We start from the raw sequence: 21,797 nt of genomic DNA on the forward strand, positions 1-21,797 counted from the left end.
CCCGTCGTGACTACCGGTTGAAGACCATCATCGACTGAAAAATGTTGGTCGGCATCCCGGCGTTCAGGCTTTGATGCAGGAGTTGCAGCGAACGACTCAGTTCGACGACCTGCATGCCTTTCTGGTACTCGGCGCGCAGCATGTCGCGGGCCTCCTGCTCGATCTCGTTGAGCCGGACCAGGATCTTCTCGGCCGCCGCGACGGCATCGGGGCCGCTCTTGCCGGTTTCGTTCTGCAGCGCGTTGCGCAGAGTCTTCGAGAGGTTCGTGAAGTAGGCGTAGGCCACATCGACGGCGATGAGCTGCGCGTAGTCCTCGGTGATCCGGTCACCACCGGGGATGCTGCTCGACACCGCGAGCATCTTCCAGACCGGCAGCGACGAGGTGCCGATCAGTGCGGTATCCAGGTTCGACTGGCCGGAGGCATCGCGGTTGACGATCTTGTCGCGCATGGCGGCAATCCGGATCCTCACTTGCCGGGAGAACGGCGTCACGGAGAAGGCGGTCTCCGAGAAGGTCGGACTCATGCACTCGGCAGTATCGACACCGCACTTGAGACCCGGCAGGGTCACCGTCGTAGCTCCGCCGTCACCGACGAACTGCCGGAAGGTCAATTTGCCGCCGGGCAGATAGGTCCACCGCGCTTTCTCGTCACCGTTCTCACCGGGCGGTGTGACGATGATCGTGCCGGTCAGGCTCATCAGCAGTTCTTTGGTTTCATCGCTGACACCGGAGACGCGCGACAGCGATCGCCAGACGACGTTGCCCGGCTCGAAAAGCTCGCGATAGCCCGCTGACGCGTTCCTGGCTGCCGTCCGGATGTTCCTGGCCGTGACCCGGCTCTTCTTCCACTCGTCCCAGGACTCGAAGACATCGCCGAACAGGTTCAGGCTCGCCCCGGCGGTCTTGCCTTCCTTCTCCTGGGTGCGGTCGGTCAGCAGGCTCCCGGCGGCGGTGACGATTCCTTCGGCGGCCTGGCAGGAATTGATGTTGAGGTTGTTCATCTTCGACACCTGGTCCTGCAGGTATTTCAGCAGATCGCAAAGGTCCGGGGACATCGAGCAGAGCGCCATGTTGAACGCCGCGCCGATGGCGTTGTTACCGATGTTTCGCAGCAATGCGACGAACTGGTCCTTGTTGATGAAGGAAAACGATCCGGCATAAAGATCGATGCCGCCGCAGCCCGCCCGAAACGACGGCGGTGTGATGCTCGCCAGCGGGTAGTTGCGCACCGGTGTGCGCATGTAGAGACTGCCGCCGGTATAGAAATTCATCGTCTGCCCGCGGTAGGCGTTGGCACCGGTTACATTGCCATAAGCTCCGATGTCGTTGAACCAGTCCTGCATCGATTGCGAAACGTTGGCGCTTGCCTGACTGGTGAGGGCCGCAAAAACGAGTGTGACGGCAAGCGTTCGCCGAAATCCTGGAGTAGTCACGATCCGCCTCAATAGAGTTCGCCGGGACGCGTTTGCGTCAGGATGTAAATGCGCTCGACGATCTCCTGCGCCGAGAGCACGCCCGAGCCGATCGGGAGCAGCCGGCGATCCTTGACATTGCCGAGCACCACCAGAGGCACGACGCTAACGCCCAGCGCAGCGGCCATGCCGTTGTCTCGCGAGGGCTGTGGAAACTCGGGTAGTCCGCCGCCATCGAGCGAGATCGGAAACACGGCGATGCCGTACTGCTCGGAGAGCCACTTCAGGGCCGGCGCCAAGCGATGGCAGTACGGGCAATCCGAGCGGAAGAAGAAGAAAATCCCCCACTCGCCGGCGAGCCCGGCCAGCGTCTCGCTTGCCTTGCGCGAGCGCTGGGTATCGCGGACCTGAATGGCGGCGTTGTTGGACGGGTTACGCAACTGGTAGTTGAGTTCGGGATTCGCCCAGATGACGCGCCGCCAGACGTCCGAGAAGACGGACGCCCGATCCATCAGCGCTTCCTGCGCAACGATGTAGCGCTTCAAGTTCTCCGGGGTCGGCTTGATGATGGCCAGCGCCCTCTTCCGCTCGGCGTCTTCTCGCAAGGCCTTCAGGGCCGCGACGGCTTCGACTTCCTCCCTGAGCGCCTTCGCTTCGGGGTTCTCGGTAGGGCTGTCGGTCGGCTCCGCTTCCGGCGGGATGTCGCAATACCAGTTGAACCGATCCTCGTCACAGATCCACATCGACGGGTACTCCAGTCCGCTGTTCGCTGAGGCGCTGCCGAAGCAGAGGCAGCACACGGCCATCACGAGGGATCGCATCGATCACTGCGCCGACGGGCTTGCTGGCGCCGTGCCAACAAGTTCCGCCACCCGTGCGGAAAGATCTGGAATCGCCGCAGCGGACGAGGCCTTGAGCAAGGCCGCTGAATTGATCAGCGCGCATTGGCACTCCTGCGCGACCTGGTCGAGGGCTGCATCGAGCCGCAGCCCGAAGGCTTTGGCGTCCTCGAAGAGCCTGGCCTGTTCCGTGGCGTCCATGCCCGGCTTGACCCGTTCGACCAGCGATTGCTGCTGCTGAGCGACCAAGGCGCCGATATTGACGCGCGCGAAGCGCGGAATCTCCAGCGGCCGGAAGTGCAGCCAGGACGCCACGATGCCGGCGCCGAGCAGCAGCGTCAGGGCGCCGGTAAGCAACGCTGTTCTGAATGGGTTCATGACGCGGCCGCCCTATCGTGACGCACGTTCAATGACCAGACGCTCGACGGCTTCCGAAACCGACAGCCCTTGCTCGCGCAGGTGCTTGATCGCCTGGAAATCCTCGGCGCGGGTGGAATAGACGAGCATCGAGAAGGGATCGAGCAGGAGTCGTCCGAGGCCCGAGCCGACCGGCGAATGGATATAGATTTCAGAAAAGTGGCCGTGCTCGGTACTCACCGAGGCGAGTTGGCGCTTCAGCCATTCGTCGAGCACGAGTTTCCCTTCTGTTCCCAGGCGCTCGATGTTTTCTGGTTTCTGGCGCAGCAGGAAGAGCCAGTCGGCGTTGTTGATCGCCGCCCGGGTCGCCTCGTTCTTGTAATAGTCGTCCACGGATTGGGTGATGGTGCCGAAGGCGCCGCCATACTTGCGGGCGCGGCGATAACCGGCTTCGATGAAACTACCGCTGGCGCCGCTGCCCATCAGATCCCAGCTTTCGTCGATGATCACCAGCTTGCGCCGGGAGCGGTCGCGGTACATCTCCTGGGTAATGCGGTACATGATCAGTTGCATCACCACCGACTGCAGGTCCTTCTTGGCTTTCAGCTCTTCGAGTTCGAGCACCACGAGATCCCGGTCGAAGGCGATATTGGCGTCCCCCTCGAAGTAGCTCGCATAGACCCCGTGCCGGGTATAGGGCTCCAGCGCCGTCGCCAGGCGACTCAGGTCGCGCTCGTACTCGCCTTCGCTCGACAACCGGCCGGTCTGCAGGAGGGTGTAGATGTCGGTGATCGTCGCGGTTCGGCCCTTGGCATCCCAGACGCGCTTGATTGCCGAGCCGAGCGCGGTGTAGCTGTAGTTGTCCAGGGGTTCGCGGGGGCTCGCCATCTGGGCCAGCAGCGGCAAGACCATTTCCATGTCGGCGTTGATATCGATGATCATCGAGAACGGGTTGAGACACAGCGTGTTGCGCCGCTCGTCCGAGAACTCGATGAACTCGCCGTCAAGCAAGTCACAGAGGTTTTTGTACGATCGTCCGACGTCGATGATCCAAACCTTGGCGCCGGCGCCGAGGTAGCGATAGGTCATTTCGTTCACGAAGACCGACTTGCCGGAACCGGAGAGCGCCGCGACCGCGAAATTGAAGTTGCCGCCGGTGTTGTCGAAGAGATCGAAACCGAGCACCTGGCCGCGCCGGCCAAAGAGCGTCATGACCGGCGTCGGCGTACCTTTCCACTCGGCGATCAGCGGCGACATCATCACTGCGTTGTCGGCAGTCTTGGTGCTGATCCGCCCGAACTGACGCACGTCCGCCTGCAGGGCGGGCGTCAGCGTCATCGGCAAGGCCGCTGCCAGCGCCTGGTGCTGCAGATAGAAATCCTTGGTGAGATCGAAACCGCGGGCGCGCCAGACCGCGCGCACGGCGTGCTCGCAGCGTCCGGCGTCCGCGACCTTGGCCAAGAGGCAGATCTGGTGATACATCCCGACCACCGTGCGACCGCTGTCGAAGGTCTTGAGCACCATGTCCCAGTCGCGCTTGCGTTCCTGCAGGTCGGGCTGGAAGTGCGCCATGTACGAGCCCGCGCTCTGCGTCGCGCGGGTCGCCTTGATCTGCGCCTTGCTCCGGGCCGCCTCGTAGTCGAGCGCGACCGCCCCCATGGTGATCAGGAAGGGACACGGCATCGACAGGGCGAGCTGGTAGGGGTCGCCGATCAGGGTGTTCATGCCCGCCAGACGAAAGTAGCGCGGGTACTGGCGAACCGAGAAGAGTTGCAGCACTGATTCGTCGCCGCCGGCCTGACGAAAGCGAATGTCGCTGTCGCCGAGCCGCGAGGCGATCTCGTGGTGTGAGACCTGGTCCCGGAGGGGCTGTGCCTCGTTCCATTCGAGGGGGCGCAGCCCACGACCCGTGAACAGCGACGCGTGATCGAAGAAGGGCGCGACGAAGTGCAACAGCTGCTCGGGTCCCCAGTCGTGGCCCGGCAAGTGCGCCGATTTTAAGGTGGCGTGAACGCTCTCCCGAACGCGCAGCGCCTCGTCGATGTCGGCCGGCACCTCGGGGTCGAGCGGCAAGGTGATCGAGATCACCCCCCGAAAATCCCGTAGCAGATAGGTCTGATGCGAAAAAATTGACTGTCCGGTACCGTGCAGGTAGTGGTCGATGCGCCGCCGCGCGAGCAGCCGGAAGATGTTGTCGTGACGGCGATCTTCCCATGCGCACGAATAGTCGGTGGGGGCATGAGTGCCCGCTCGCGGCAGGAGATTCGCCTGCGCCCGCAGGACCGGGAGAATGTCCGGGCTCCCGTAGAGCGTGACCTGGATGCCGGTCCCCGGCGGGCAGGAGACGAAGAGACTCGCCAGCACCTTCTCCATTTCGTCGTTGGCGCCGGTTTGCGGCAAGACCTCAATGCAAAAACCGATGGCCTGCGATTCACGTTCCCCGAAAGCGCCCTGATCGAGGGCAAAGAGTCGCGTCTCGTCCTGCCAGGCAACGTACGGCAGGATGCCGGTGAGTCGCGGCATGCGGGAAATCTCGCGCAACAACCGCCGTGGCAGACGATCGGCGTGGGCCGATCGCTCCGGCAGGAAGGCCTCGCGAAGGCTATCGGACAGGCTCATTCGTTACCCTCCGAAGCGCTTGGCGGCTGCAGGAACTCGCGCCCCCGCAGGGGAAGCGACGGCGGATTAGCAGACCCCGAAGCCTCGCGCTCCATCCGGAGAGTCGGACGCTCGTCGGGATTCGTTGCGGCGGGGGTGAAGGCCGCTGGCGGCATGACCGGCCGATAGGCTTCACTGGCACCGCGCCGCGTGTGGGCCAACTGCCAACGACCGGGATCGACGACGAAGTAGACATACGACTGGTCGTGCAGCACTTCCTCGTCGTCCTCCCAGGGCGCGAGCCATATCCGTCGCACTTTCTGGGCGCTGCGGATCGGCTCGCCGGAGCTGGGAACGGCACGCTTGATCGACGAGCGGAGGGTTTCGCCGGGGCTCTCGACCGGAGCGGCCTTGTCCGTCGCCTCCGGCAGAACTTGTCCCGGCAGGTTGTTCTGCAGCGCGTTGGCGTAGACGCCAGCGAGTGAAGCACAAGCAATCCCGTCCGGCGCCTTGCAGGAGAACTTGCCTTGCCCGTCGAGCCCGGACATCGTGCCCGCGCATCCCACGAGGAATACCGGGAGAGCGAGCACCAGCATGGACGAGACCCTAAGCACTGCCCGGCTCATGGCCGGCTCTCCGCCAGCCATTGCTCGATCCGCTCGCTGCTCGCGGCACCTGGCAGAACACGCCCGTCGGCGGACAGCAGCGTGGGCGTGCCCTGGATTCCCAGCCGCTGGGCGAGTGCGATGTTGCGATCGACCGGGTGGTCACAGCTGCGCTTCGTCGGTGCCTGGCCGCTCTTCATCAGTTCGGCCCAGGCACGCGCACGATCGGGCGCGCACCAGACCGACACCGCCTTGTCCTTCGCTTCCGGGTGCAGGCTTTCCAGCGGATAGGCAAAGGTGTACAGGGTGAGGTTGTCGAGTTTCTCGAGTTCGCTTTCGAGCCGCTGGCAGTACGGGCAATCCGGATCCGAGAACACGGCCAGCACGCGCTCACCCTTGCCACGAACCGTCTTGATGGCATCGGCGAACGGCAGCTCGGAAAACCCCACGCGTTGCTGTTTCTCCAGGCGCTCGGCCGTCAGGTCGCGCTGCGTCTGCATGTCAAAGAGATGTCCGAAGACGAAATAGCGCCCGGAGGCATCGGTATAGGCCACGTTCTGCCCCATCACGACTTCATGGAGGGCGGGAATCTCCGAGGGGTCGACACGCTCGATGCGGGTCGCCGGATACATCTGCTTGAGCCGCGCGGCCATCGCCTCGACGTTCTCGTCGGCGTGTGCCAGGGAAAGAGTCAGGGAGAGCAGGACCAGTAGAGGTTTGAACGACATGGATCACTCCTTGAAAGGTTCGAGGGGTTTCTTCTGGACTTCGCGGCCGCGCCGCCAGATGTCGGTGTAGCTGTCGGAATCGCCGCCTCCGGCGGACCCGCCGGCGAGAGAAAAGCCTTTGGTAAACACCACCTCGACGGTGCGACCGGCGTCGATCTCGATGATCGGGAACATCTTCTCGGCCAGCGTGATGTAGTACTGCGAGAGGCGATCGAGCGCCTTGCCGACCCCGGTTCCCAGACCGGCCTGGACCTGTTTCCCGGGATCGACGGAGCCGATCGACCCCAGCGGGCTCGTCGAAACCGTCATCGCGCTCTGCTGGAAGGCCTGCCCGATACCCGCGCCGATGCCGGCGAGCAAGGCATTGGCGAGCACCTGCCCCTGCTTGCTGATCAGACGGCCGCGCATGCCGGCCTTGCCGTCTTCACCGACGACGTAGCCCTTGACCGGGACATCGATCGCCTTGCCGTCGCGGCGCACACAGGACAAGGATTCGAGTCGGATATAGGCCCGCTCGGCGCTGATGTCGCCATAGCTGGCGCCCAGCGCAAAGCATTCCTTGATCTTGAAGCGGTAGCGGTTCGGCAGGAAGGCGTTGTCCTGAACGCGCATGAGGACCGGGTGCGGGTTGCTTTGCGCCTGCCCTCCGGTGGGTGCGTCGAGACCACCGAGTAATACCGCCCGGAAGAACGAGCCCGATGGCACGTAGCTGCGAGCGTCTTTCTGGTCGGCCCCCTGCCCACCCGCCGCGGGTGGGCTGACCTTGGCGTCGCTCACTTCGAAGGTGGCAATCCCCGGTGGCCTGGGTAACGCCAGCTGTCCGTCCGAGTTCATCCCTGCGCCCGGATTCGTCGGCAGCGGGGGTAGTGGTGGCAGGTTGAGGGGCTCGACCACCGGTGGTGGTGGCGAGGACAGCGGCGGCGGCATTGCTAGCAAAACCGGATTCGAAAGCGGCGGCTTCCGCTCGATCAGGTCGACCTGCTGGCGTAGCCCCTGGATCATCTCCTCCATCTGGCGCATCTGCTCGCCGGACTTGCTCATCCAGATCTCTCGGGGGTCGGCCTGGGCGCCTGGAGCGCTGATCGGCAAGGGCTGCGGGCGTACCGGCGGCGTTCCCTCGGGAAGGGTGGTCGGTTGGTCCCATAGCGCCACACCGCCGAAGATGAGCACTGCGAACACTGCCCCCCCGAGCCCCAGGATCAGGACCTGCCGCTGTTTCGGGGACAGTCTGGCGATCGCCGAGGCGATCCGGTTGCCGGGTGACTCAGCCATCACGTCCCTCCAGGACGACCAGGACGTCCGTGCTTTCACCCGGTTCAAGTTCGAGCGAATCGACCATCACCGCCAGCACACCCGGTCGATACAGCTCACGCTCGTCGATCACCATGCGCGACGACGAGACGTTGATCAGCTGGTACTTCTCGCCGAACAAGGCGCCGTCCAGCGTCCTTACCAGGATCAGGCGGGCTTCGTTCCAGAGAGGGACGATCTCCAGCGTGTTTCGGGCGGTCATGTCTTCGGGTTCGCCATCGCGCGCCAGCGCGAGAAGCACACGGCGGATCGCCCCGAGGCGTGAGTCGTCGGCCAGAATGGCTTTGCCCTCGCTGCGTGCCTGAGTGCGATCGCGAATGACCAGCGTTTCTGCCGGGATGTCGGCGGTGTGAAGCAGTAGTTTCCAGTGGCGGCCGGCATCATCGGCGACGAAGACGGTGAGCTGCGGCTGCTCGGTCGTCGGTTTGAGGTAGGCGGCGCCGGTTTCCCGGTCGGCACTGACGACGAACTCACCTTCGACGCCGTGGATACGGCGAATTTTTCCGCCGTCGATGCGGATGAGGTTCGGTTCGTTGCGCGATACCGTGGCGATCAGCGCATCGTCCGGACGGCCCTCCAGGAGCTGCGCGGCTAAGAGCGGTGACGCGACGCTAGCGAGGACTAACGTCAGCGCCAAACGGGTCCTGATCGCTGGTTTCCCTGAATTCGGATACATGGAGTCTCCCATTGCGGTAGCGGAAGCCGACCACATAGGTGGTCTGCTTCTCGGAAGCTTTCTTGTCCCCGACCCAGGTCATCAGGACACCGGCGAGGGCCACTTTCATGGCGGTCTCGTCGGGCATCACCGATTGCGCAGAAAACTGGGTCGAGGCGTTGTTCTTGCGGATGAAATCGGTACGGGCGCCGAACTCGGCCTGGAGACGGCCGTATTCGCTGGGGGCGGCGTATTTGAGGAAGAGATCTTTCTGGTACTCGGCGACGTGCGGCGTGATGTTGAGCGCGAGCCCGGCGTACCAGTACGCCATCTCCTGCAGGTAATCCCCGGACACCTTCTCGCCACTGACCCAGAAGCTCTTGTGAACTTCCGGCGGTACCAGCACGGTTCTTTCCGAGCCGGCCACGCCCAGCAAGGCGCCGGCATTGGCCAGCAGCGCCAGGACGAGTCCGCCGACGGCAATGCGCATGAAGGTGATTTCAGCACGATGATTGTCCCGCTCGGAGGTGAAGGTTCGAAGGCGCATGGCTCAGCCGAGAAAGAAGCGCAAATGCGACGGCGGGGTCGCCCGCAGGCGGACGACGATCCCACTCGGCAGCCACCAGTAGAGCGCGTGCAAGGCGAACTTGGGGTGCTTCCCGGTCTTGATCCGACCGTACTGCCAGGCGAGGAGCGCGCCACAGATCATCCCGGCCAGCATGGCCCCCGAGATCACGCCCGTCCCCATGATCAGCAGGAAGAGGATGGCCTGATCAAAATCCCACCACAGGAAACGTTCCTGGGCTTCGAGTGACTTGGGGATGTAACCGATCTCGTCCACGGTGCGCTCTCCGGATTCAGATCGTGGCGGTGAGGATGCCGGTCGAGATCGTCGGTGCGTATTGCAGGAACACCGCGAACGCGACCCCGGAAAGAATCGGCATCGGGTTGAGCCGCGCCAGCGAGAAGAGCGCGCCCAGGCCGATCGCGGCGATGGCCGCCGCCTTGCCGAAGTAGCCCTGGACCATGCCGGTCAGCCAGGTATAGAGACTTTGAAACTCGGTGCCGGTGTTTCCCGCCAGCGCCCCGGTGGCGGCGGTCAGCAAGACGAGCGCCAGGGCGCCCTTGATGCAGTTACGACGGCTATCCATGACGATTCCCTTTGAGATCAACACAAGACTTGATGAGCCATCCGAGGCCGAGGCCAACGGCGATGCCGCCCAGATGGGCCTCGAACCCGCCTTCGATCGGCGAGCCCGGGGCGAGGATTCCGATGGCGATGAAGCCGCCGGTAATGACCACGTCGCGGATGAAGCTGTGGGTATGCGGTAATTTCACTTCACTGCGCTCCTTTGCGGTTGCTGTTGCGGTGGGTGCTGCGGTTGCGGTCACTGAGCCCGTCGCGCGGGCCAGCGAGACGTGCCTCGACGCGGCGGTTGTTGCGGCGCGCCGCTTCGGTGGGTGCCGGATCGAGGTAGCAGCACAGGCCCTCGGCACGAACCACGATCTCGGCCTCGACACCTCTGTCGAGGAGCCATGAGCGGACGGACTCGGCACGCCGTCTGGCGAGACGATCGTTGTAGGCTTTGCCGCCGATATCGTCGGTTCGGCCGTAGAGCTCGATGCGCTGGTACGCCGCTGAGATGGCTGCCAGGCGCTCCAACTCCCGTTGTCCATCGGCGCTAGGAGTGTCCTGGCCGTACTCGAAGAGGATGCTGGCGGTGGCCGGCTCGGCAGCGGTGGCGACTGGAAAGGCAGAGGCGACCGGTGAGGGGGTCGGCTGAACCGCGGCAACGGGAGGCGCTGACTCGTCTGTGACCACGGGAAGTTCGACGATCGCCAGCGTCTTGCGTGTGGGCGTCGGGCAGGCGGTGCCGCTGCAGGTTTTAAACTGGCGTTCGATCCAGGCGACCCTGTCGCTCGCCATGGGTTTGGGCCTTGCTTCGGGCAGCGCTTGAGGCAGCGCTGGAGGCAGGATCTCGCAACCGACCAGTATCGAGGCCGTGAAGAGCAGAATCGCGGCAGGGTTCACGAGCGCCATGGCTTGACCCGAGAGGCGACCTTGCGGGCATAGGCCGCGCGCTTGTCGGGAGAGACGGCGTTGTAGGCCCCTACGGCTTCCCAGCCATAGCCGAGGCGACGAATGTTCTGCGCGAGAATCCAGGCGCCGATGTACGTACTGGTGCAGGCATCAAAAAGCTGATCGCGGCCGATGCCATACGGCCCCAGCTTGCGCAGCCAGCGGCTGTTGATCTGCATGTGCCCGAGGTCCTCCGAGCCGTCGCGGTTGCGATGGCGCGCGGAGGGGTTGGAATTGGACTCGACTGCGGAGATTGCTTTGAGCAGGGATGGCGGAATGCCGTAGCGGCGACCGGCTTCTTCGAAGCAGGCGGCCTGCGCGGAAAAAGCCGCGGGCAGCAGGAGGATGGTCAGGAAGGCGCGAGTCATGGCTGCCATGGTAGGAAGCCAGACGGTTCCTGCGTCGCTGAAATGTGACCGTTAAGGGCGCATTTCGGTTAGCGGAGGGTTCGGGGTTCGGCTCGCACGGCGTCGGACAGCGCCCTACGGCTCAAAAGGGACGTCCCAGTGGTTCGTCCTCGAAGGTCGGCTGCGCCGAGTGCAGCAGACCTTCGCGTAGGTTTGCCGGAGGGCGGCAGCTCGGCCTGAGCCGACGCTGGCGCCACATGACGCGGACGGCGGGTATGGTGTTTTTCTAAGCCATTGCTACAAAAGGTTTTTCTAGTTTTTTTTTGGGCCGTTAACCATCTTTTAACCCTTTATAACCAAAATAATCCATTCGTCTTTGCTGCACAACACTTCCCTTCTTCTACGCAAAGCTTACGGTAAGCAAAGCCTACAAGGTTGAACGCCAAAGAAAGGACAGGACCGACCGCCGCCGTCGCTCCATGATCAGGTTCTGGCCGACAAGCACCACGATCATTCGCTCAGTGGGGATTGGAAGGACCACCGGGATTGTCACGTCAAGCCCAACGTGGTCTTGATTTACAGAAAACCGGACGACAACGTACTCCAGCTCGTCCGTCTCGGTTCGCACAGCGAACTTGGCCTGTGAGCAGCCGGGCTCCGTGACAAGGAAATGAAGGATACGGCGGGCGGAATCACCGATGTGGAACGGGCACTACACGCTCCACATCGACACCAAGGTGATCGACCTGGACCTTGATGCGCTCGTGGCAGGGCCGGCGGGGGGATGACGGAGTTTTCGGCGATATGCAGAGTCCAGGAATATGCAGAATTGCAGGCGTGGGAGCCTTGTGCTGACGGCCATGTCGGCTCCCATCGCTCAGCATATTCAAGCGCCCCGCAGCGAGGCGATCAGTTTGTCTGGCGCCCGGAACCGTCCTTTTTTTAGTGAGAGCGGCACAACGGCGCTCATTGCATCCAGCTTTTCTGTTGGGTCCGCCCGCAAGTAAATTTCGGTCGTCTGGATGTCTGCATGGCCGAGCCAGAGCGAGACTTTGCGGATATCCCCCGTTGCCTGCAACACCATCATCGCGGCGCTGTGCCTCAGGCTGTGCGGCGAGATGTGCCGTTGCTTAAGCACGGGATATCGTTCGGCGGCCGTCTGAACGTATTTGTTGAGAATGTACTCGAAGCCGGATCGAGTTAGCGGCTGGCCGCGCGCATTAACGAACAACTCCGTCGCCGGCGCCGGACCGCGCACCGCCAACCACGCGCGCAAATCCACGCAAGTCTGCTTCCAGAGTGGGAGCAAACGTTCCCGACGGCCCTTGCCCATGATCCGCACATTGGGCGATGGTTGCCACTCGATCGCATTTATCGGCAGGTTGACCAGTTCCGAAACGCGCAACCCGGCGGAGAAGCATAGGTGGAGCATAGCGCGGTCGCGGATGCCGTCGTGGCGCTGGAGATCCGGCGCATTGAGAACGGTCTGCATCTCATCCATCGACAAATAACTGATCAAGTGGGAATCGGTGCGCTTCGCCGGGATCGCCAAAATGCGCCGGCTTTGTTCCAGCAGCGCCGGCACGCGATGCTCGATAAAGCGCATGAAGGACTTGATCGCCACCAAGCGGGCGTTACGCGTGCGCGGGCCATTGTGGCGCTCGGTTTCAAGGTGTTGCAGGAAGTCCATCACCAATTTGGCGTCGATCTGCTCAAGACTTAGCGCCGATGGCGTAAGCCGCAGTCGCTTGCCGGCAAACTCGAACAGCAACTGGAAGGCGTAGGCATAGCTGTCGCAGGTGTGCTCGCTCGCGCCACGTTGCAGGGGAAGGCGTTCGCGCAAAAAGGCGGTGATATGGGGGGCGATCGGTGTCATGGCGTTTGCTCCTCGAACAAGCGCTCGCATACGTCGACGATATCCTCCATCAATCGTGGCGAGCTTTCCAAATACCAGTACGTGCTGCTTGGGACTGCGTGACCAAGGTAGGTCATCAGTGCCAGCATGTGGCTCCCAATGTGGTCGCGAGCATGCGGGCAAGCTATCAGCGCATTCGACGCAAAGGTGTGACGAAAATCGATCAGCCGGGGCCTCGGCTGCCCTGCTTGGCGGGGAAGACCGCAGGCTGACAGGAGTTTGTGGAATGTCGGATACACTGCGTCGAGACTCAATGGACCGAGCTGTGTCGAGAGGAACATATGGTCATCATTGGTGGCAACTCGGCGGCGTTCGACCAGATATCGCTCCAGTGCCGCCTGGGTCGTCGAGTGCAACGGCACCAGCCGACTTTTTTTAAACTTCGTGTTGCGGATCACCAAGCCGTCAGCGGAAATGTCCTGGAAATGGAGGCTGATGGCTTCGGAAATACGCAGCCCGGTCGCGGCCAGCAGGCCAATCAAGGTGCTGTAGGTCTGCGCCCGTAGCGTCCCTGGCGGACCAAGGTGCAGCGCTTGCGCCATCAGCGCCTGGATTTCGTTCTCGGTATACAGATAGGGGGTTGGCCGCTGCCGCCGCGCACAATACACGCCCTGCGGCGGGATCTCGTGGCGACCATCGGTAGCATGAGCAAACCGCGCAAAGCGGATGACCATCTTCAAACGGTTGCTGCGTTGCGATTCCGACCGCCCTTGCCCTGCCCAGGCGATGGCCGTCGCGGCGACTATGACGGTGTCTCCTTGCGCACTGGCGAAGCGGACAAAGCCTCGGAGGCGGTGTTCGTCATCGACGAGAGCGAAACCGGCCGCGTGGCGAACAGCCAAATAGGTATCAAGCGCGTCCTTTAGCATGATGTCGCTCCCGGCCACGGCCTGATGACTTGCTGCAATAGTCCGATGTCGACTTTGGCGTACAAGGCGGTGGTGTCGATGCTGCGGTGGCGCAATACTTCGCCAATGACTTGGAGCGAAGCGCCTTGGCGGAGCAACCCGGTTGCCGCCGAATGGCGGAAAATATGGGAACCGAACGACAGCGCCTCGACACCGGCACGCCGGATGGCACGCGTAGCGACATGCTTGACCACGTTTCGGGTGATCGGCTCCCATGGAGCGACAGCGGTGATAAAAACGTAGACGTCGTTTACCGAGGGACGCGCTTGCCGCAAATAGTTCAAGATGGCGTCACCGACGTCCTGAGGCAAAGGCAGTTTGGCCTCATGCCGACTCTTGCCGATGACGGTAAACGTGCCGTGCAACCAATCGATATCGTCGAACTTCAACGAGGCGACGTCGCTGGCGCGCAGGCCGAGTCGTGCCAACAGCAGAAGGATGGCTTTGTCGCGGATATCGATAGGCCTTGCGCCATTGCATGCCTCCAGAACACGCTCTACGTCGGCCGGCGGCAAATAGCGGGGCAAGCTCGCCAAGCGCCATTCGGCAATGGTCGGAATGGCGGCGTCGAGGCCCGGCTGACAACGTTCAGTGGCGATCAAAAACCGAAGAAACATGCGAGCGGCTTTTACACGGGTTTGTGCAACAGCGCGGCCGTTGCGCTTGGCGTAAGTCAGAATGAAGCCGTGGAGCTTGGTGGCATTGAACTGCTCTGGTTGCGGGTCCAGCGAAGAGAGCAGGTCCATGACGTGCTGGCGATAGGTGATCAGCGTCGAGGGTTTGACGCCACGGTGAATTTGCATCCAGTGCTCGAATGCGGCCACCAGTTCCGGCGGAGCTAGCGCCGCCTTGGTAGCGACGATGCCTTGCTGGGCGCGAAGAAACTCCGTGAACTGTTTCGCGCCGCGCCAGTAGATCGAATGCTGTCCCTTCGTGCCATGCAGCCGACCCTGCTTGGCCAAATGATCGCAGAAGGTATTCCAAACACCTTCGTGCAAGGAAGTCAGGTCACCACCGGCCACCTGCATCCAGTTGGCGAAGCCGACCGCCCCAAGGAGAAGATGCCGGATGGCGTCTTTGCAATAACCCCGTTTCACCAACCAGTCAGTGAAAGGGTCTAGATAGGGACCGACAGGTCCCGCATAATACCCCGCGCGCGTTGCCGGGCGCGTGAAATAGGTCGTAAGCATACTGTCCTCCTTTGGCTAACCAACCGTTCAAGGACGACAGTAATATGCCGAGAAAACCGGCAAAAGAAACCGCTGCAACCACCTGATTTCAAGGCAAATGCTGCCGCCCTAGGAAAGAATACTCCTCATATTCCTGGACTCTGCATATCCCAGAATATGCGGTGCACTACATATTCGGCGGTTCCGGCTTACAACCCCAGTCACATGACGACCTCAATAGAGAGGCATCTGCCAAATTGCTTACCGTGCTTTATTTTCCGTTTTCTGAGCCGACCGCTTCTTGAGCTCTTGCTCGACGAGCGCTTTCAATGGCGCCTCGCCGAAGTCACGCAAGGGCGTGCCATTGACGAAGAAGCCTGGCGTGCGATTCACCTTCAGCGCCTGCATGTCGGCGATGTCCTGCCGCAACACCTGGTCGACGGCCGGCCCATCGGCATCCGCTCTCGCCTTCGCCATGTCCAGGCCGATGTCGCCAATGACGTCCCAGATCAATAGCGGCTGGGGCCGGCCATGCGCGGCCCACTGCGGCTGCGCAGCCAGCGCCCGCTCGAGCGCGTCCCAGTATTTGTCCTGCAGCCGCGCCGCCTCGATGATCCGCACGGCCGTATCCGACCCGTGGTGCAAGGGCGCATAGCGCACGACGAGCCGGACCTGGCCGAAGCTCGCGTTGACGATGCGCTTGACGATCGGATAGAAGGCGCTGCAGGCCTCGCAGGACGGATCGAAGAACTCGACGATCGTCACCTTGGCCGCCGGATTGCCGTAGATGGGCGAGTGCGGCCTGACCAGCGCGTCGCTGTGCGTCTGGGCCGCCGCCGTCACCTCCTGGTTCGTGCGCCCCGTGAAGACCACGACCCCTGCCGCGAAGGCCAGAACGACCACGGCGACCGTCGCCAGAACCATCCACTTCCTGCTCATGCCTTTTCCCTCCTCATTGAAAACCACAGCAGCACCAGGATGCCGCTGAACGCCGCCAGCGACAGCAGCGGAATCGGCATCAAACCGGCCACCTGCACATCGATATCGGTGCAGGACGATCCCTGGCCGCAGGGCACGAGGCCCTCGGACACCACGCCCCAGAAAACCATCAGGTGGTAGGCAGCGATGCCCCATCCCACCGCGGCCAGTGGCAAGGCGTAGCGCGCACAGCGAGGGTCCGAGGTGAACAAGCCCATGCCGAGCACCAGCACCAGCGGAAACATCGCGATGCGCTGATACCAGCACAGAACGCAGGGTGTATTGCCCATAACCTCGCCCAGGAACAGTGCGCCGGCCGTGGCCAACAACGCCAGCAGCCAGGCCAGGAACAGCGGTGTCCAGAACGTGGCATACCGGCCGCCGTGGCGCGGCCCCACCGACTGTGCTGTGCTCATCGTTCGGGCGGGGCGAAACTGGCCATTGCATTCGCTTCGACCGTCGACACGCGGCCGTCGGCCGCCTTGAACGAGAGCGTCAAGGGCACGACCTCCGCCACCTTGATCTGCTTCTTCAGCCCCATCATCATGATGTGCAGTCCACCGGACTTCAGCTCGTTCGTCTGGCCGGCCTTCAAGGGAAGTTGATCGACTGCGCGCATGCGCATGATGTCCTTGTCCATCGACATCTCGTGCACTTCGACGACACGGGCGACCGGCGAGCTGACGCCGGTGAGAACGACATCTTTGTCGGCGGTCAGGCGCATAAAGGCGCCCGTGGCCGACTGGCTCGGCACGGTCGCACGCGCCCACGCCCCGTCGACCCGCACCTGCGCATGGACGGCTGACGCCGCACCCAATATCAACAAGGCTGCGGCGATGCGCGCAAGTCGACGATTCGAAACAGCAATGCTCATCATCCAGTACTCCCTTGTCCGGTTTGTTGCCCGTTTGGGCCCGGCCTGAACGCCGCCAGCACCAGCAGCGCCGCACTGCCGACGATGAAGATGTCCGCCAGGTTGAACGCAGGCCAGTGCATGTCGCGCCAATGCAGATCGAGGTAGTCGATCACCGCGCCAATGCGAACCCGGTCGACGACGTTGCCCAGCGCGCCACCGATCAGACCGACATAGGCCACGCGCTCGACAGGACTGCCGACGCCGCGCCACAGCAGCCCGGCGAGCACGACACTGACGGCCACACCCAGCACGGTCAGCACATGGCGCTGCCATCCGCCGGCATCGGCCAGGAACGAAAACGCAGCACCCGGGTTGAGAACATGGACCAGATTGAACCACTCGGTGACCGCGATGCTCGCGCCCAGCGGCAGATTCTGCGCGACGATCCACTTGACGCCCTGGTCGAGCGCCAGCATTGACGCGGCGATCCCCATCAACAGCCACCAGCGGTCGCTCGAGGCGGCGGCCACAGGGTGGGGTTGCGCCGCGCTGGCAGAGGGGGGGGTCATCGGTCGCGGCCTTGCAGCAGCCGTTTCAGTTCGGGCGGGATGCCCATCGGCGCGAAGGCGCTGACGCTCGCGCCGCCGGTGTTGCCAATTGGCAGGAGGGGGCCAAGCGGCACCAGCGCGAGTCGCATCAGCTGCCCGACCACTTCGCGCGAGTCACCCGTTTCCCAGCCGACCCGAAGCATCCACCCATGCACGCGCAGGTGCGCACTGAAGTCCCGCTGCCCCAGCACATGTGCCCGCTCCAGGGCAGCGAACGCACGCCGGGGGTAGCCGGCAAGCCGGTGCCGCGCCGACACGGCTATCTTGGCCTCGAAGGCCTCGATCCGTGGTGATGCTGCTCCGGTCATGACACGCCCTTCGCCGTTCTCTGCAGACGCAGGTCGTCGTTCATCACCACCATGTCGGCCTGCGTGAGCGCGGGCGGAGCATTGGCCGCGCTCTTGTTCGTGAGTCGCAATCTGTGGCCACTGGCCGTTGCCCCGATCATTATCATAATTTCCATCTGGCCATCATACGTCCGGCTTGAGGGTGAAGCTTCGGAAAGCTGCAAGTTGTGCAGGCTTTCAGCGAATTTCAATCGCCGTCGTCACCTCGCTCACAAATATCCAGCCGGCGTCTGGCAGACCCGTATGCGCTGCTGTCGTGATGGCGGCAATCAGCTCCTCGACCACTTCATCGGCACATACGAGGTCCAGTTTGTATTCGGAGACGACGGCTTCGGCAAGATCCAGGGAGTAGTGCTGCTGCGCTGGGTCCTCACTCGCCAAGGGCCGCTGCACCTGGGAGACCGTGATGTTGTGATAGCTGATGTCGGCAACCTTCAGATCGCGCAGCGCCTGAAGCACGTTGGCGATGCGGTGCTGCCGGATGAATGCCTTAATTTCCTTCACGTCAGTTCTCCTTTGGATTTTTCATGATTGCCGATTCGCTTACTCAAAGCGGACAGCGATACGCGTCCCTTCATCCATCTCGCAATAGCCTGCAGGCGCTTGCCGAGCGGGCCAGGTCAGGGTGCATCGCAGCACCGCGCCATCCGCCGCGCGCAATTCCGGGTTGGCCGAGTAGTCGTAGTGTTCGCTATCGCTTCCAGCCGAGATCCCGCTGTGACGCCGGCCACGACTGTCGTGCTGTTGCAAGGCCGAGAGGTTGGCGTTGCGGCGTATCGCGAAGTCCTTGGCGGTGAAACGCCGCCCCTCGACCTCCAGGAGCATTGCCGGCGCCCCGCGCCCCTCGTGACTGAAGGTGCCAACCGTGACGCTCGGGTTTCCACTTGCCGGCGCAAGCGCGTGCGTATGCCCTGCGCAACCGGTAAGCGTCAGCGCGGTCAGACCGACGATAGCGAACACCGTATTCATCTTTGTTCCTTTCACTGTGAAGTTCTGGTGCGACGCTCGCGGCGCGTCTCGACCCACTCGTACATGAGCGGCAGCAGGAGCAGCGTCAGGGCCGTCGAGGTAAGCAGGCCACCGACGACGACTGTCGCCAAAGGCCGTTGTGTTTCCGCGCCAACGCCCTGCGCAAGCAACATCGGGATGAGGCCGAGGATGGCCACCGAGGCGGTCATCAGTACGGGCCTCAGGCGTAGCGCCGTCCCCTGGCGTACCGCGTCACGGATCGACAGGCCCTGGCCGCGCTGGTCGTTGAGAAATGACACCAGTACGATACCGTTCAACATGGCTACCCCGAACACGGCGATGAAGCCAATCGCAGAGGGCACCGAGACGTACTGGCCGGTTATCGCCAGTCCGAAGACCCCGCCAATTGCCGCGAAGGGCACGTTGGCAATAATTAGCGTGGCGAGGGTCAGCGAGTTGAAGGCGGTGTACAGCAGGACAAAGATGAGTCCAATGGTGAGCGGTACGATAAGCGCCAGTCGCGCCATCGCCCGCTGCTGATTCTCGAAAGCCCCGCCCCATTCAATCCAGTAGCCTTCGGGAAGCTTCAGCTGACTCCGAATTTTCTCGTCCGCTTCCTGGACGAAACCGTCCACGTCGCGGCCTCTCACGTCCATCTGCAAGACAGCATAGCGGCTCAATTGCTCGCGGCGCACGAAGGTATAGCCCTCGTCCATCTCCACCGTCGCCACGCGCGAGAGCGGGACCATGGCGCCGGATGAGGTACGCACCGGGATATTACCGATTGCCTGCGGCGTATCACGGAATGCTGCATCGAGACGCACCTGAATGTCGAAGCGGCGTACGCCATCAATGAGCGTGCTGACAGCCGTCCCGCCGATTCCGGCCTGCACCATCTCCAGAATCTCGTCAGCGTTGATCCCGAAACGCGCGGCTTCTTCGCGGTTGACCTTCACGACCAGTTGCGGCTTGCCCTTGTTGGCTTCCAGAGACAGGTCGGCGACGCCAGGTACACTGCTCAGGATGCCCTTGCTTTCTGCGCCCAGGCGGTCGAGTTCGGCGAGGTCTGGTCCGTAAAGTTTGAGGGCAAGCGTTGCACGTACGCCCGAAATCAGTTCTTCGACCCGCATCTGGATTGGCTGGGTGTTGCCTACCACCACGGTCGGTAGCGCCACCTCCAGGGTTTCCTTCATGCGGTCTGAAAGTTCCGGTATGGACATCTTCTCAGGCCACTCAGCTTGCGGTTTCACCTCTACCAGCACCTCCATGTAGTTGGCGTCGGCGGTTTCGCCCTTTTCTGCGCGTCCAATGGTGGCCAGCACCATCTTGGTCTGTGGGTACTCTTTCTTGAGTACATCATTCATTTGTTGCGAGACGCGTATCGACTCCTCCAGCGAAGTCGACGGGATGCCGGTCGCTCTGAACATGATGGCGCCTTCCTGGAGCGTCGGCATGAACTCCTTGCCGAGGAAGGGGAAGGTGGCGAGGGCCGAGACGAGCAAGGTCAGCGAAGCGACGATCACCTTCTTCTTGTTTTCCAGCGCCCAGTCGAGAATCGGCAGGTAGCCCGCCTTGATCCAGCGAACCAGAAACGTGTCTTTTTCTTCCTTGGGTTTCAGGATCAGCGCGGCGAGCACAGGCACCAGGGTAAGCGTGAGAATCAGCGAGCCCACCATGGCAAAAGTGATCGTGAAGGCCATGGGTTTGAACAGCTTGCCCTCCAGACCGGTCAGCGAGAAAAGCGGCAGGAACACCACGATAATGATGAGAATGGCAAAAGCGATCGGGTTGATGACCTCGCGCGCAGCTTCCAGTATCACGTGAGTGCGGTTTACGACCTGACCAGTCTTATGCGAGAGCAAGCGGAAGGCGTTCTCCACCATGACCACGGCACCGTCCACCATCATGCCGATGCCGATCGCCAGACCTGCCAGAGACATGAGATTGGCCGACAGCCCAAAATATTGCATCATCAGAAAGGCGAACAGCATCGCCAGCGGCAAAGTGGCGATCACGACCACTGCCGAGCGAATTTCCCCGAGGAACAGGAAGAGCACGATCGCCACCAGGATCGATCCTTCCACGAGGGCGCTTTCGGCGGTCGCGAGCGCCTTGTCGACCAGCTCGGTACGGTCGTAGACCGGCTTGATGCTGACACCAGGGGGTAGTGCCTGGCGCGCGAGATCGAGTTTCTGCTTCACCGCATCAACGACACTCTTGGGGTTTTCGTTGATCCGTGCGAGGGCGATACCGAGAGCCACCTCCTTGCCGTCGCGCGTCACTGCCCCGAAGCGCAGCGCCGGGCCTTCCTTGACTTCGGCCACCTCGCGCACGTGGATCGGCACGCCCTCGCGCTCGGCAATGACCACGTTGCCAATGTCCGTGGTGTTGGCCACCAGACCAAGGCCGCGAACCAGATATTGCTCCTGGCCGAGGTTGATGTACTGTCCGCCCACCTGCCGATTATTGGCGGCAAGCGCTTCCATGACGGCCTTGAAGGAGAGTCCGTACTTGATCAGTTTTTCTGGATTGATCTGGACCTGGTATTGCTTTTCCTGCCCCCCCCAGGTGGTGACGTCATCTACCCCCGGCGCGGTGCGCAACATGAGACGCACGGTCCAGTCATGCAAGGTGCGCAGGTCCATGGCCGAGAGTTTCTCGTCGGCCGATTCCACGGTGTACCAAAAAACCTGGCCAAGCCCCGAGCTGTTCGGTCCGAGAGAAGGCTCGCCATAGCCTGCGGGTAAACGTTCCTTGGCCTCCTGCAACTTCTCTCCGACCAGGCGCCGGGCGAAGTAGATGTCCACATCATCCTTGAAATAGACACCGACGTAAGACAGGCCGAATAGGGAAACCGAGCGAATCTGCTCGACCCCCGGCAGGCCAGCCATGGCCGTTTCAATCGGCGTCGTGAGCAGTTGTTCGACATCTTCGGCGGCCAGTCCAGGCGACTCTGTATAGACGTTGACCTGGTTCGGGGTAACGTCCGGGAACGCATCCACCGGGACGTTGAGAAAGGCGCGGACGCCAAAGAAAGCCATCAGCACGAAAGCCAGCAAGACGAGCAGCTTGTAGCGCAATGAGAGATCAACGATACGGTTCAGCATGGTTTT

The 21,797-nt window shown here is 62.5% G+C and carries 26 protein-coding genes and 1 pseudogene; 1 reads left to right on the forward strand and 26 read right to left on the reverse strand.

Annotated elements, in window-relative coordinates; all coding sequences use genetic code 11:
* Nucleotides 1-10 precede the first annotated feature (10 nt).
* The 14 genes from V5B40_RS06700 to V5B40_RS06765 all read right to left on the reverse strand — a co-directional run bounded on the left by V5B40_RS06700 (nucleotide 11) and on the right by V5B40_RS06765 (nucleotide 10,964).
* Nucleotides 11-1,435, reverse strand: coding sequence for a conjugal transfer protein TraH (locus V5B40_RS06700; protein ID WP_291997215.1), 1,425 nt, complete (start codon nucleotides 1,433-1,435; stop codon nucleotides 11-13).
* Nucleotides 1,436-1,443: 8 nt separating this feature from the next.
* Nucleotides 1,444-2,157 (reverse strand): conjugal transfer protein TraF, encoded by a 714-nt coding sequence (locus V5B40_RS06705; protein ID WP_291997214.1) that lies wholly within the window; start codon nucleotides 2,155-2,157, stop codon nucleotides 1,444-1,446.
* An 81-nt stretch (nucleotides 2,158-2,238) separates the two neighbouring features.
* Nucleotides 2,239-2,631 carry a hypothetical protein gene (locus V5B40_RS06710; protein ID WP_291997213.1) on the reverse strand — a complete coding sequence of 131 codons (393 nt, stop codon included), beginning with the start codon at nucleotides 2,629-2,631 and terminating at the stop codon, nucleotides 2,239-2,241.
* 12 nt (nucleotides 2,632-2,643) lie between these two features.
* Complete coding sequence (traC, locus tag V5B40_RS06715) at nucleotides 2,644-5,229, reverse strand: type IV secretion system protein TraC (RefSeq protein ID WP_291997212.1); 2,586 nt, start codon at nucleotides 5,227-5,229, stop codon at nucleotides 2,644-2,646.
* Entirely contained in the window at nucleotides 5,226-5,834 is a 609-nt protein-coding gene (gene traV / locus V5B40_RS06720) for a type IV conjugative transfer system lipoprotein TraV (RefSeq protein ID WP_291997211.1), read from the reverse strand. The genes traC and traV overlap by 4 nt, the downstream gene beginning before the upstream one ends.
* A complete protein-coding gene (locus V5B40_RS06725; protein WP_291997210.1) occupies nucleotides 5,831-6,541 on the reverse strand; it encodes a DsbC family protein in 711 nt (236 codons plus the stop codon). The genes traV and V5B40_RS06725 overlap by 4 nt, the downstream gene beginning before the upstream one ends.
* A gap of 3 nt (nucleotides 6,542-6,544) precedes the next feature.
* Nucleotides 6,545-7,813, reverse strand: a complete 1,269-nt coding sequence (locus V5B40_RS06730) for a TraB/VirB10 family protein (RefSeq protein WP_332353791.1) — start codon at nucleotides 7,811-7,813, stop codon at nucleotides 6,545-6,547.
* On the reverse strand, nucleotides 7,806-8,489 hold the full coding sequence (locus V5B40_RS06735; protein WP_332353792.1) for a TraK domain-containing protein: 684 nt from the start codon (nucleotides 8,487-8,489) through the stop codon (nucleotides 7,806-7,808). The genes V5B40_RS06730 and V5B40_RS06735 overlap by 8 nt, the downstream gene beginning before the upstream one ends.
* A complete protein-coding gene (traE, locus tag V5B40_RS06740) occupies nucleotides 8,464-9,054 on the reverse strand; it encodes a type IV conjugative transfer system protein TraE (RefSeq protein WP_332353793.1) in 591 nt (196 codons plus the stop codon). Before traE ends, V5B40_RS06735 begins: the two co-directional genes overlap by 26 nt.
* Nucleotides 9,055-9,057: 3 nt before the next feature.
* The gene (traL, locus tag V5B40_RS06745) at nucleotides 9,058-9,348 is read right to left on the reverse strand and encodes a type IV conjugative transfer system protein TraL (RefSeq protein ID WP_291903604.1); all 291 of its coding nucleotides are present in this window, start codon (nucleotides 9,346-9,348) and stop codon (nucleotides 9,058-9,060) included.
* Nucleotides 9,349-9,364: 16 nt separating this feature from the next.
* Nucleotides 9,365-9,658 carry a TraA family conjugative transfer protein gene (gene traA / locus V5B40_RS06750; RefSeq protein ID WP_332353794.1) on the reverse strand — a complete coding sequence of 98 codons (294 nt, stop codon included), beginning with the start codon at nucleotides 9,656-9,658 and terminating at the stop codon, nucleotides 9,365-9,367.
* The gene (locus tag V5B40_RS06755) at nucleotides 9,651-9,845 is read right to left on the reverse strand and encodes a hypothetical protein (RefSeq protein ID WP_291997206.1); all 195 of its coding nucleotides are present in this window, start codon (nucleotides 9,843-9,845) and stop codon (nucleotides 9,651-9,653) included. The genes traA and V5B40_RS06755 overlap by 8 nt, the downstream gene beginning before the upstream one ends.
* Nucleotide 9,846: 1 nt before the next feature.
* Nucleotides 9,847-10,548 carry an OmpA family protein gene (locus tag V5B40_RS06760; RefSeq protein WP_291997205.1) on the reverse strand — a complete coding sequence of 234 codons (702 nt, stop codon included), beginning with the start codon at nucleotides 10,546-10,548 and terminating at the stop codon, nucleotides 9,847-9,849.
* Complete coding sequence (locus V5B40_RS06765; RefSeq protein ID WP_332353795.1) at nucleotides 10,536-10,964, reverse strand: lytic transglycosylase domain-containing protein; 429 nt, start codon at nucleotides 10,962-10,964, stop codon at nucleotides 10,536-10,538. Before V5B40_RS06765 ends, V5B40_RS06760 begins: the two co-directional genes overlap by 13 nt.
* 451 nt (nucleotides 10,965-11,415) lie before the next feature.
* Between V5B40_RS06765 and V5B40_RS06770 the strand changes: the two are divergent.
* Nucleotides 11,416-11,580 (forward strand): annotated as a pseudogene (locus tag V5B40_RS06770) (type II toxin-antitoxin system YafQ family toxin); the annotation flags it as partial.
* Nucleotides 11,581-11,820: 240 nt separating this feature from the next.
* Here V5B40_RS06770 and V5B40_RS06775 read toward each other — a convergent pair.
* The 12 genes from V5B40_RS06775 to V5B40_RS06830 all read right to left on the reverse strand — a co-directional run bounded on the left by V5B40_RS06775 (nucleotide 11,821) and on the right by V5B40_RS06830 (nucleotide 21,791).
* On the reverse strand, nucleotides 11,821-12,810 hold the full coding sequence (locus V5B40_RS06775) for a tyrosine-type recombinase/integrase (protein WP_169068653.1): 990 nt from the start codon (nucleotides 12,808-12,810) through the stop codon (nucleotides 11,821-11,823).
* Nucleotides 12,807-13,736: a tyrosine-type recombinase/integrase gene (locus V5B40_RS06780; protein ID WP_332353796.1), complete on the reverse strand. Its 930-nt coding sequence runs from the start codon at nucleotides 13,734-13,736 to the stop codon at nucleotides 12,807-12,809. The genes V5B40_RS06775 and V5B40_RS06780 overlap by 4 nt, the downstream gene beginning before the upstream one ends.
* Entirely contained in the window at nucleotides 13,712-14,947 is a 1,236-nt protein-coding gene (locus V5B40_RS06785; protein ID WP_291995983.1) for a tyrosine-type recombinase/integrase, read from the reverse strand. The genes V5B40_RS06780 and V5B40_RS06785 overlap by 25 nt, the downstream gene beginning before the upstream one ends.
* A gap of 240 nt (nucleotides 14,948-15,187) precedes the next feature.
* A complete protein-coding gene (locus V5B40_RS06790; RefSeq protein ID WP_332353797.1) occupies nucleotides 15,188-15,865 on the reverse strand; it encodes a DsbA family protein in 678 nt (225 codons plus the stop codon).
* A complete protein-coding gene (locus tag V5B40_RS06795; RefSeq protein WP_169068445.1) occupies nucleotides 15,862-16,320 on the reverse strand; it encodes a disulfide bond formation protein B in 459 nt (152 codons plus the stop codon). The genes V5B40_RS06790 and V5B40_RS06795 overlap by 4 nt, the downstream gene beginning before the upstream one ends.
* On the reverse strand, nucleotides 16,317-16,778 hold the full coding sequence (locus tag V5B40_RS06800) for a copper chaperone PCu(A)C (RefSeq protein ID WP_169068446.1): 462 nt from the start codon (nucleotides 16,776-16,778) through the stop codon (nucleotides 16,317-16,319). The genes V5B40_RS06795 and V5B40_RS06800 overlap by 4 nt, the downstream gene beginning before the upstream one ends.
* Nucleotides 16,778-17,290, reverse strand: a complete 513-nt coding sequence (gene lspA, locus V5B40_RS06805) for a signal peptidase II (protein WP_291997198.1) — start codon at nucleotides 17,288-17,290, stop codon at nucleotides 16,778-16,780. Before lspA ends, V5B40_RS06800 begins: the two co-directional genes overlap by 1 nt.
* Before the next feature lie 35 nt (nucleotides 17,291-17,325).
* Nucleotides 17,326-17,676 (reverse strand): DUF3703 domain-containing protein, encoded by a 351-nt coding sequence (locus tag V5B40_RS06810; protein ID WP_169068448.1) that lies wholly within the window; start codon nucleotides 17,674-17,676, stop codon nucleotides 17,326-17,328.
* Complete coding sequence (locus tag V5B40_RS06815; RefSeq protein ID WP_291997197.1) at nucleotides 17,673-17,906, reverse strand: hypothetical protein; 234 nt, start codon at nucleotides 17,904-17,906, stop codon at nucleotides 17,673-17,675. Before V5B40_RS06815 ends, V5B40_RS06810 begins: the two co-directional genes overlap by 4 nt.
* The gene (locus V5B40_RS06820) at nucleotides 17,893-18,219 is read right to left on the reverse strand and encodes a P-II family nitrogen regulator (RefSeq protein WP_291997196.1); all 327 of its coding nucleotides are present in this window, start codon (nucleotides 18,217-18,219) and stop codon (nucleotides 17,893-17,895) included. The genes V5B40_RS06815 and V5B40_RS06820 overlap by 14 nt, the downstream gene beginning before the upstream one ends.
* 39 nt (nucleotides 18,220-18,258) lie before the next feature.
* Nucleotides 18,259-18,684, reverse strand: a complete 426-nt coding sequence (locus tag V5B40_RS06825) for a hypothetical protein (RefSeq protein ID WP_291997195.1) — start codon at nucleotides 18,682-18,684, stop codon at nucleotides 18,259-18,261.
* 11 nt (nucleotides 18,685-18,695) lie between these two features.
* A complete protein-coding gene (locus V5B40_RS06830; protein ID WP_332353798.1) occupies nucleotides 18,696-21,791 on the reverse strand; it encodes an efflux RND transporter permease subunit in 3,096 nt (1,031 codons plus the stop codon).
* Nucleotides 21,792-21,797 lie beyond the last annotated feature (6 nt).

This window comes from Candidatus Accumulibacter meliphilus (assembly GCF_036625345.1).
Classification (GTDB): Bacteria; Pseudomonadota; Gammaproteobacteria; order Burkholderiales; family Rhodocyclaceae; genus Accumulibacter; species Accumulibacter meliphilus.

Excerpts from the sequence above, each read along its gene's own strand:
- V5B40_RS06705 (WP_291997214.1), bottom strand. The coding sequence starts at position 2,157 with ATGTGGATCTGTGACGAGGATCGGTTCAACTGGTATTGCGACATCCCG.
- V5B40_RS06710 (WP_291997213.1), bottom strand. The coding sequence starts at position 2,631 with ATGAACCCATTCAGAACAGCGTTGCTTACCGGCGCCCTGACGCTGCTG.
- traC (WP_291997212.1), bottom strand. The coding sequence starts at position 5,229 with ATGAGCCTGTCCGATAGCCTTCGCGAGGCCTTCCTGCCGGAGCGATCG.
- traV (WP_291997211.1), bottom strand. The coding sequence starts at position 5,834 with ATGAGCCGGGCAGTGCTTAGGGTCTCGTCCATGCTGGTGCTCGCTCTC.
- V5B40_RS06725 (WP_291997210.1), bottom strand. The coding sequence starts at position 6,541 with ATGTCGTTCAAACCTCTACTGGTCCTGCTCTCCCTGACTCTTTCCCTG.
- V5B40_RS06730 (WP_332353791.1), bottom strand. The coding sequence starts at position 7,813 with ATGGCTGAGTCACCCGGCAACCGGATCGCCTCGGCGATCGCCAGACTG.
- traE (WP_332353793.1), bottom strand. The coding sequence starts at position 9,054 with ATGCGCCTTCGAACCTTCACCTCCGAGCGGGACAATCATCGTGCTGAA.
- traA (WP_332353794.1), bottom strand. The coding sequence starts at position 9,658 with ATGGATAGCCGTCGTAACTGCATCAAGGGCGCCCTGGCGCTCGTCTTG.
- V5B40_RS06760 (WP_291997205.1), bottom strand. The coding sequence starts at position 10,548 with ATGGCGCTCGTGAACCCTGCCGCGATTCTGCTCTTCACGGCCTCGATA.
- V5B40_RS06765 (WP_332353795.1), bottom strand. The coding sequence starts at position 10,964 with ATGGCAGCCATGACTCGCGCCTTCCTGACCATCCTCCTGCTGCCCGCG.
- V5B40_RS06775 (WP_169068653.1), bottom strand. The coding sequence starts at position 12,810 with ATGACACCGATCGCCCCCCATATCACCGCCTTTTTGCGCGAACGCCTT.
- V5B40_RS06785 (WP_291995983.1), bottom strand. The coding sequence starts at position 14,947 with ATGCTTACGACCTATTTCACGCGCCCGGCAACGCGCGCGGGGTATTAT.
- V5B40_RS06790 (WP_332353797.1), bottom strand. The coding sequence starts at position 15,865 with ATGAGCAGGAAGTGGATGGTTCTGGCGACGGTCGCCGTGGTCGTTCTG.
- V5B40_RS06795 (WP_169068445.1), bottom strand. The coding sequence starts at position 16,320 with ATGAGCACAGCACAGTCGGTGGGGCCGCGCCACGGCGGCCGGTATGCC.
- V5B40_RS06800 (WP_169068446.1), bottom strand. The coding sequence starts at position 16,778 with ATGAGCATTGCTGTTTCGAATCGTCGACTTGCGCGCATCGCCGCAGCC.
- V5B40_RS06810 (WP_169068448.1), bottom strand. The coding sequence starts at position 17,676 with ATGACCGGAGCAGCATCACCACGGATCGAGGCCTTCGAGGCCAAGATA.
- V5B40_RS06825 (WP_291997195.1), bottom strand. The coding sequence starts at position 18,684 with ATGAATACGGTGTTCGCTATCGTCGGTCTGACCGCGCTGACGCTTACC.
- V5B40_RS06830 (WP_332353798.1), bottom strand. The coding sequence starts at position 21,791 with ATGCTGAACCGTATCGTTGATCTCTCATTGCGCTACAAGCTGCTCGTC.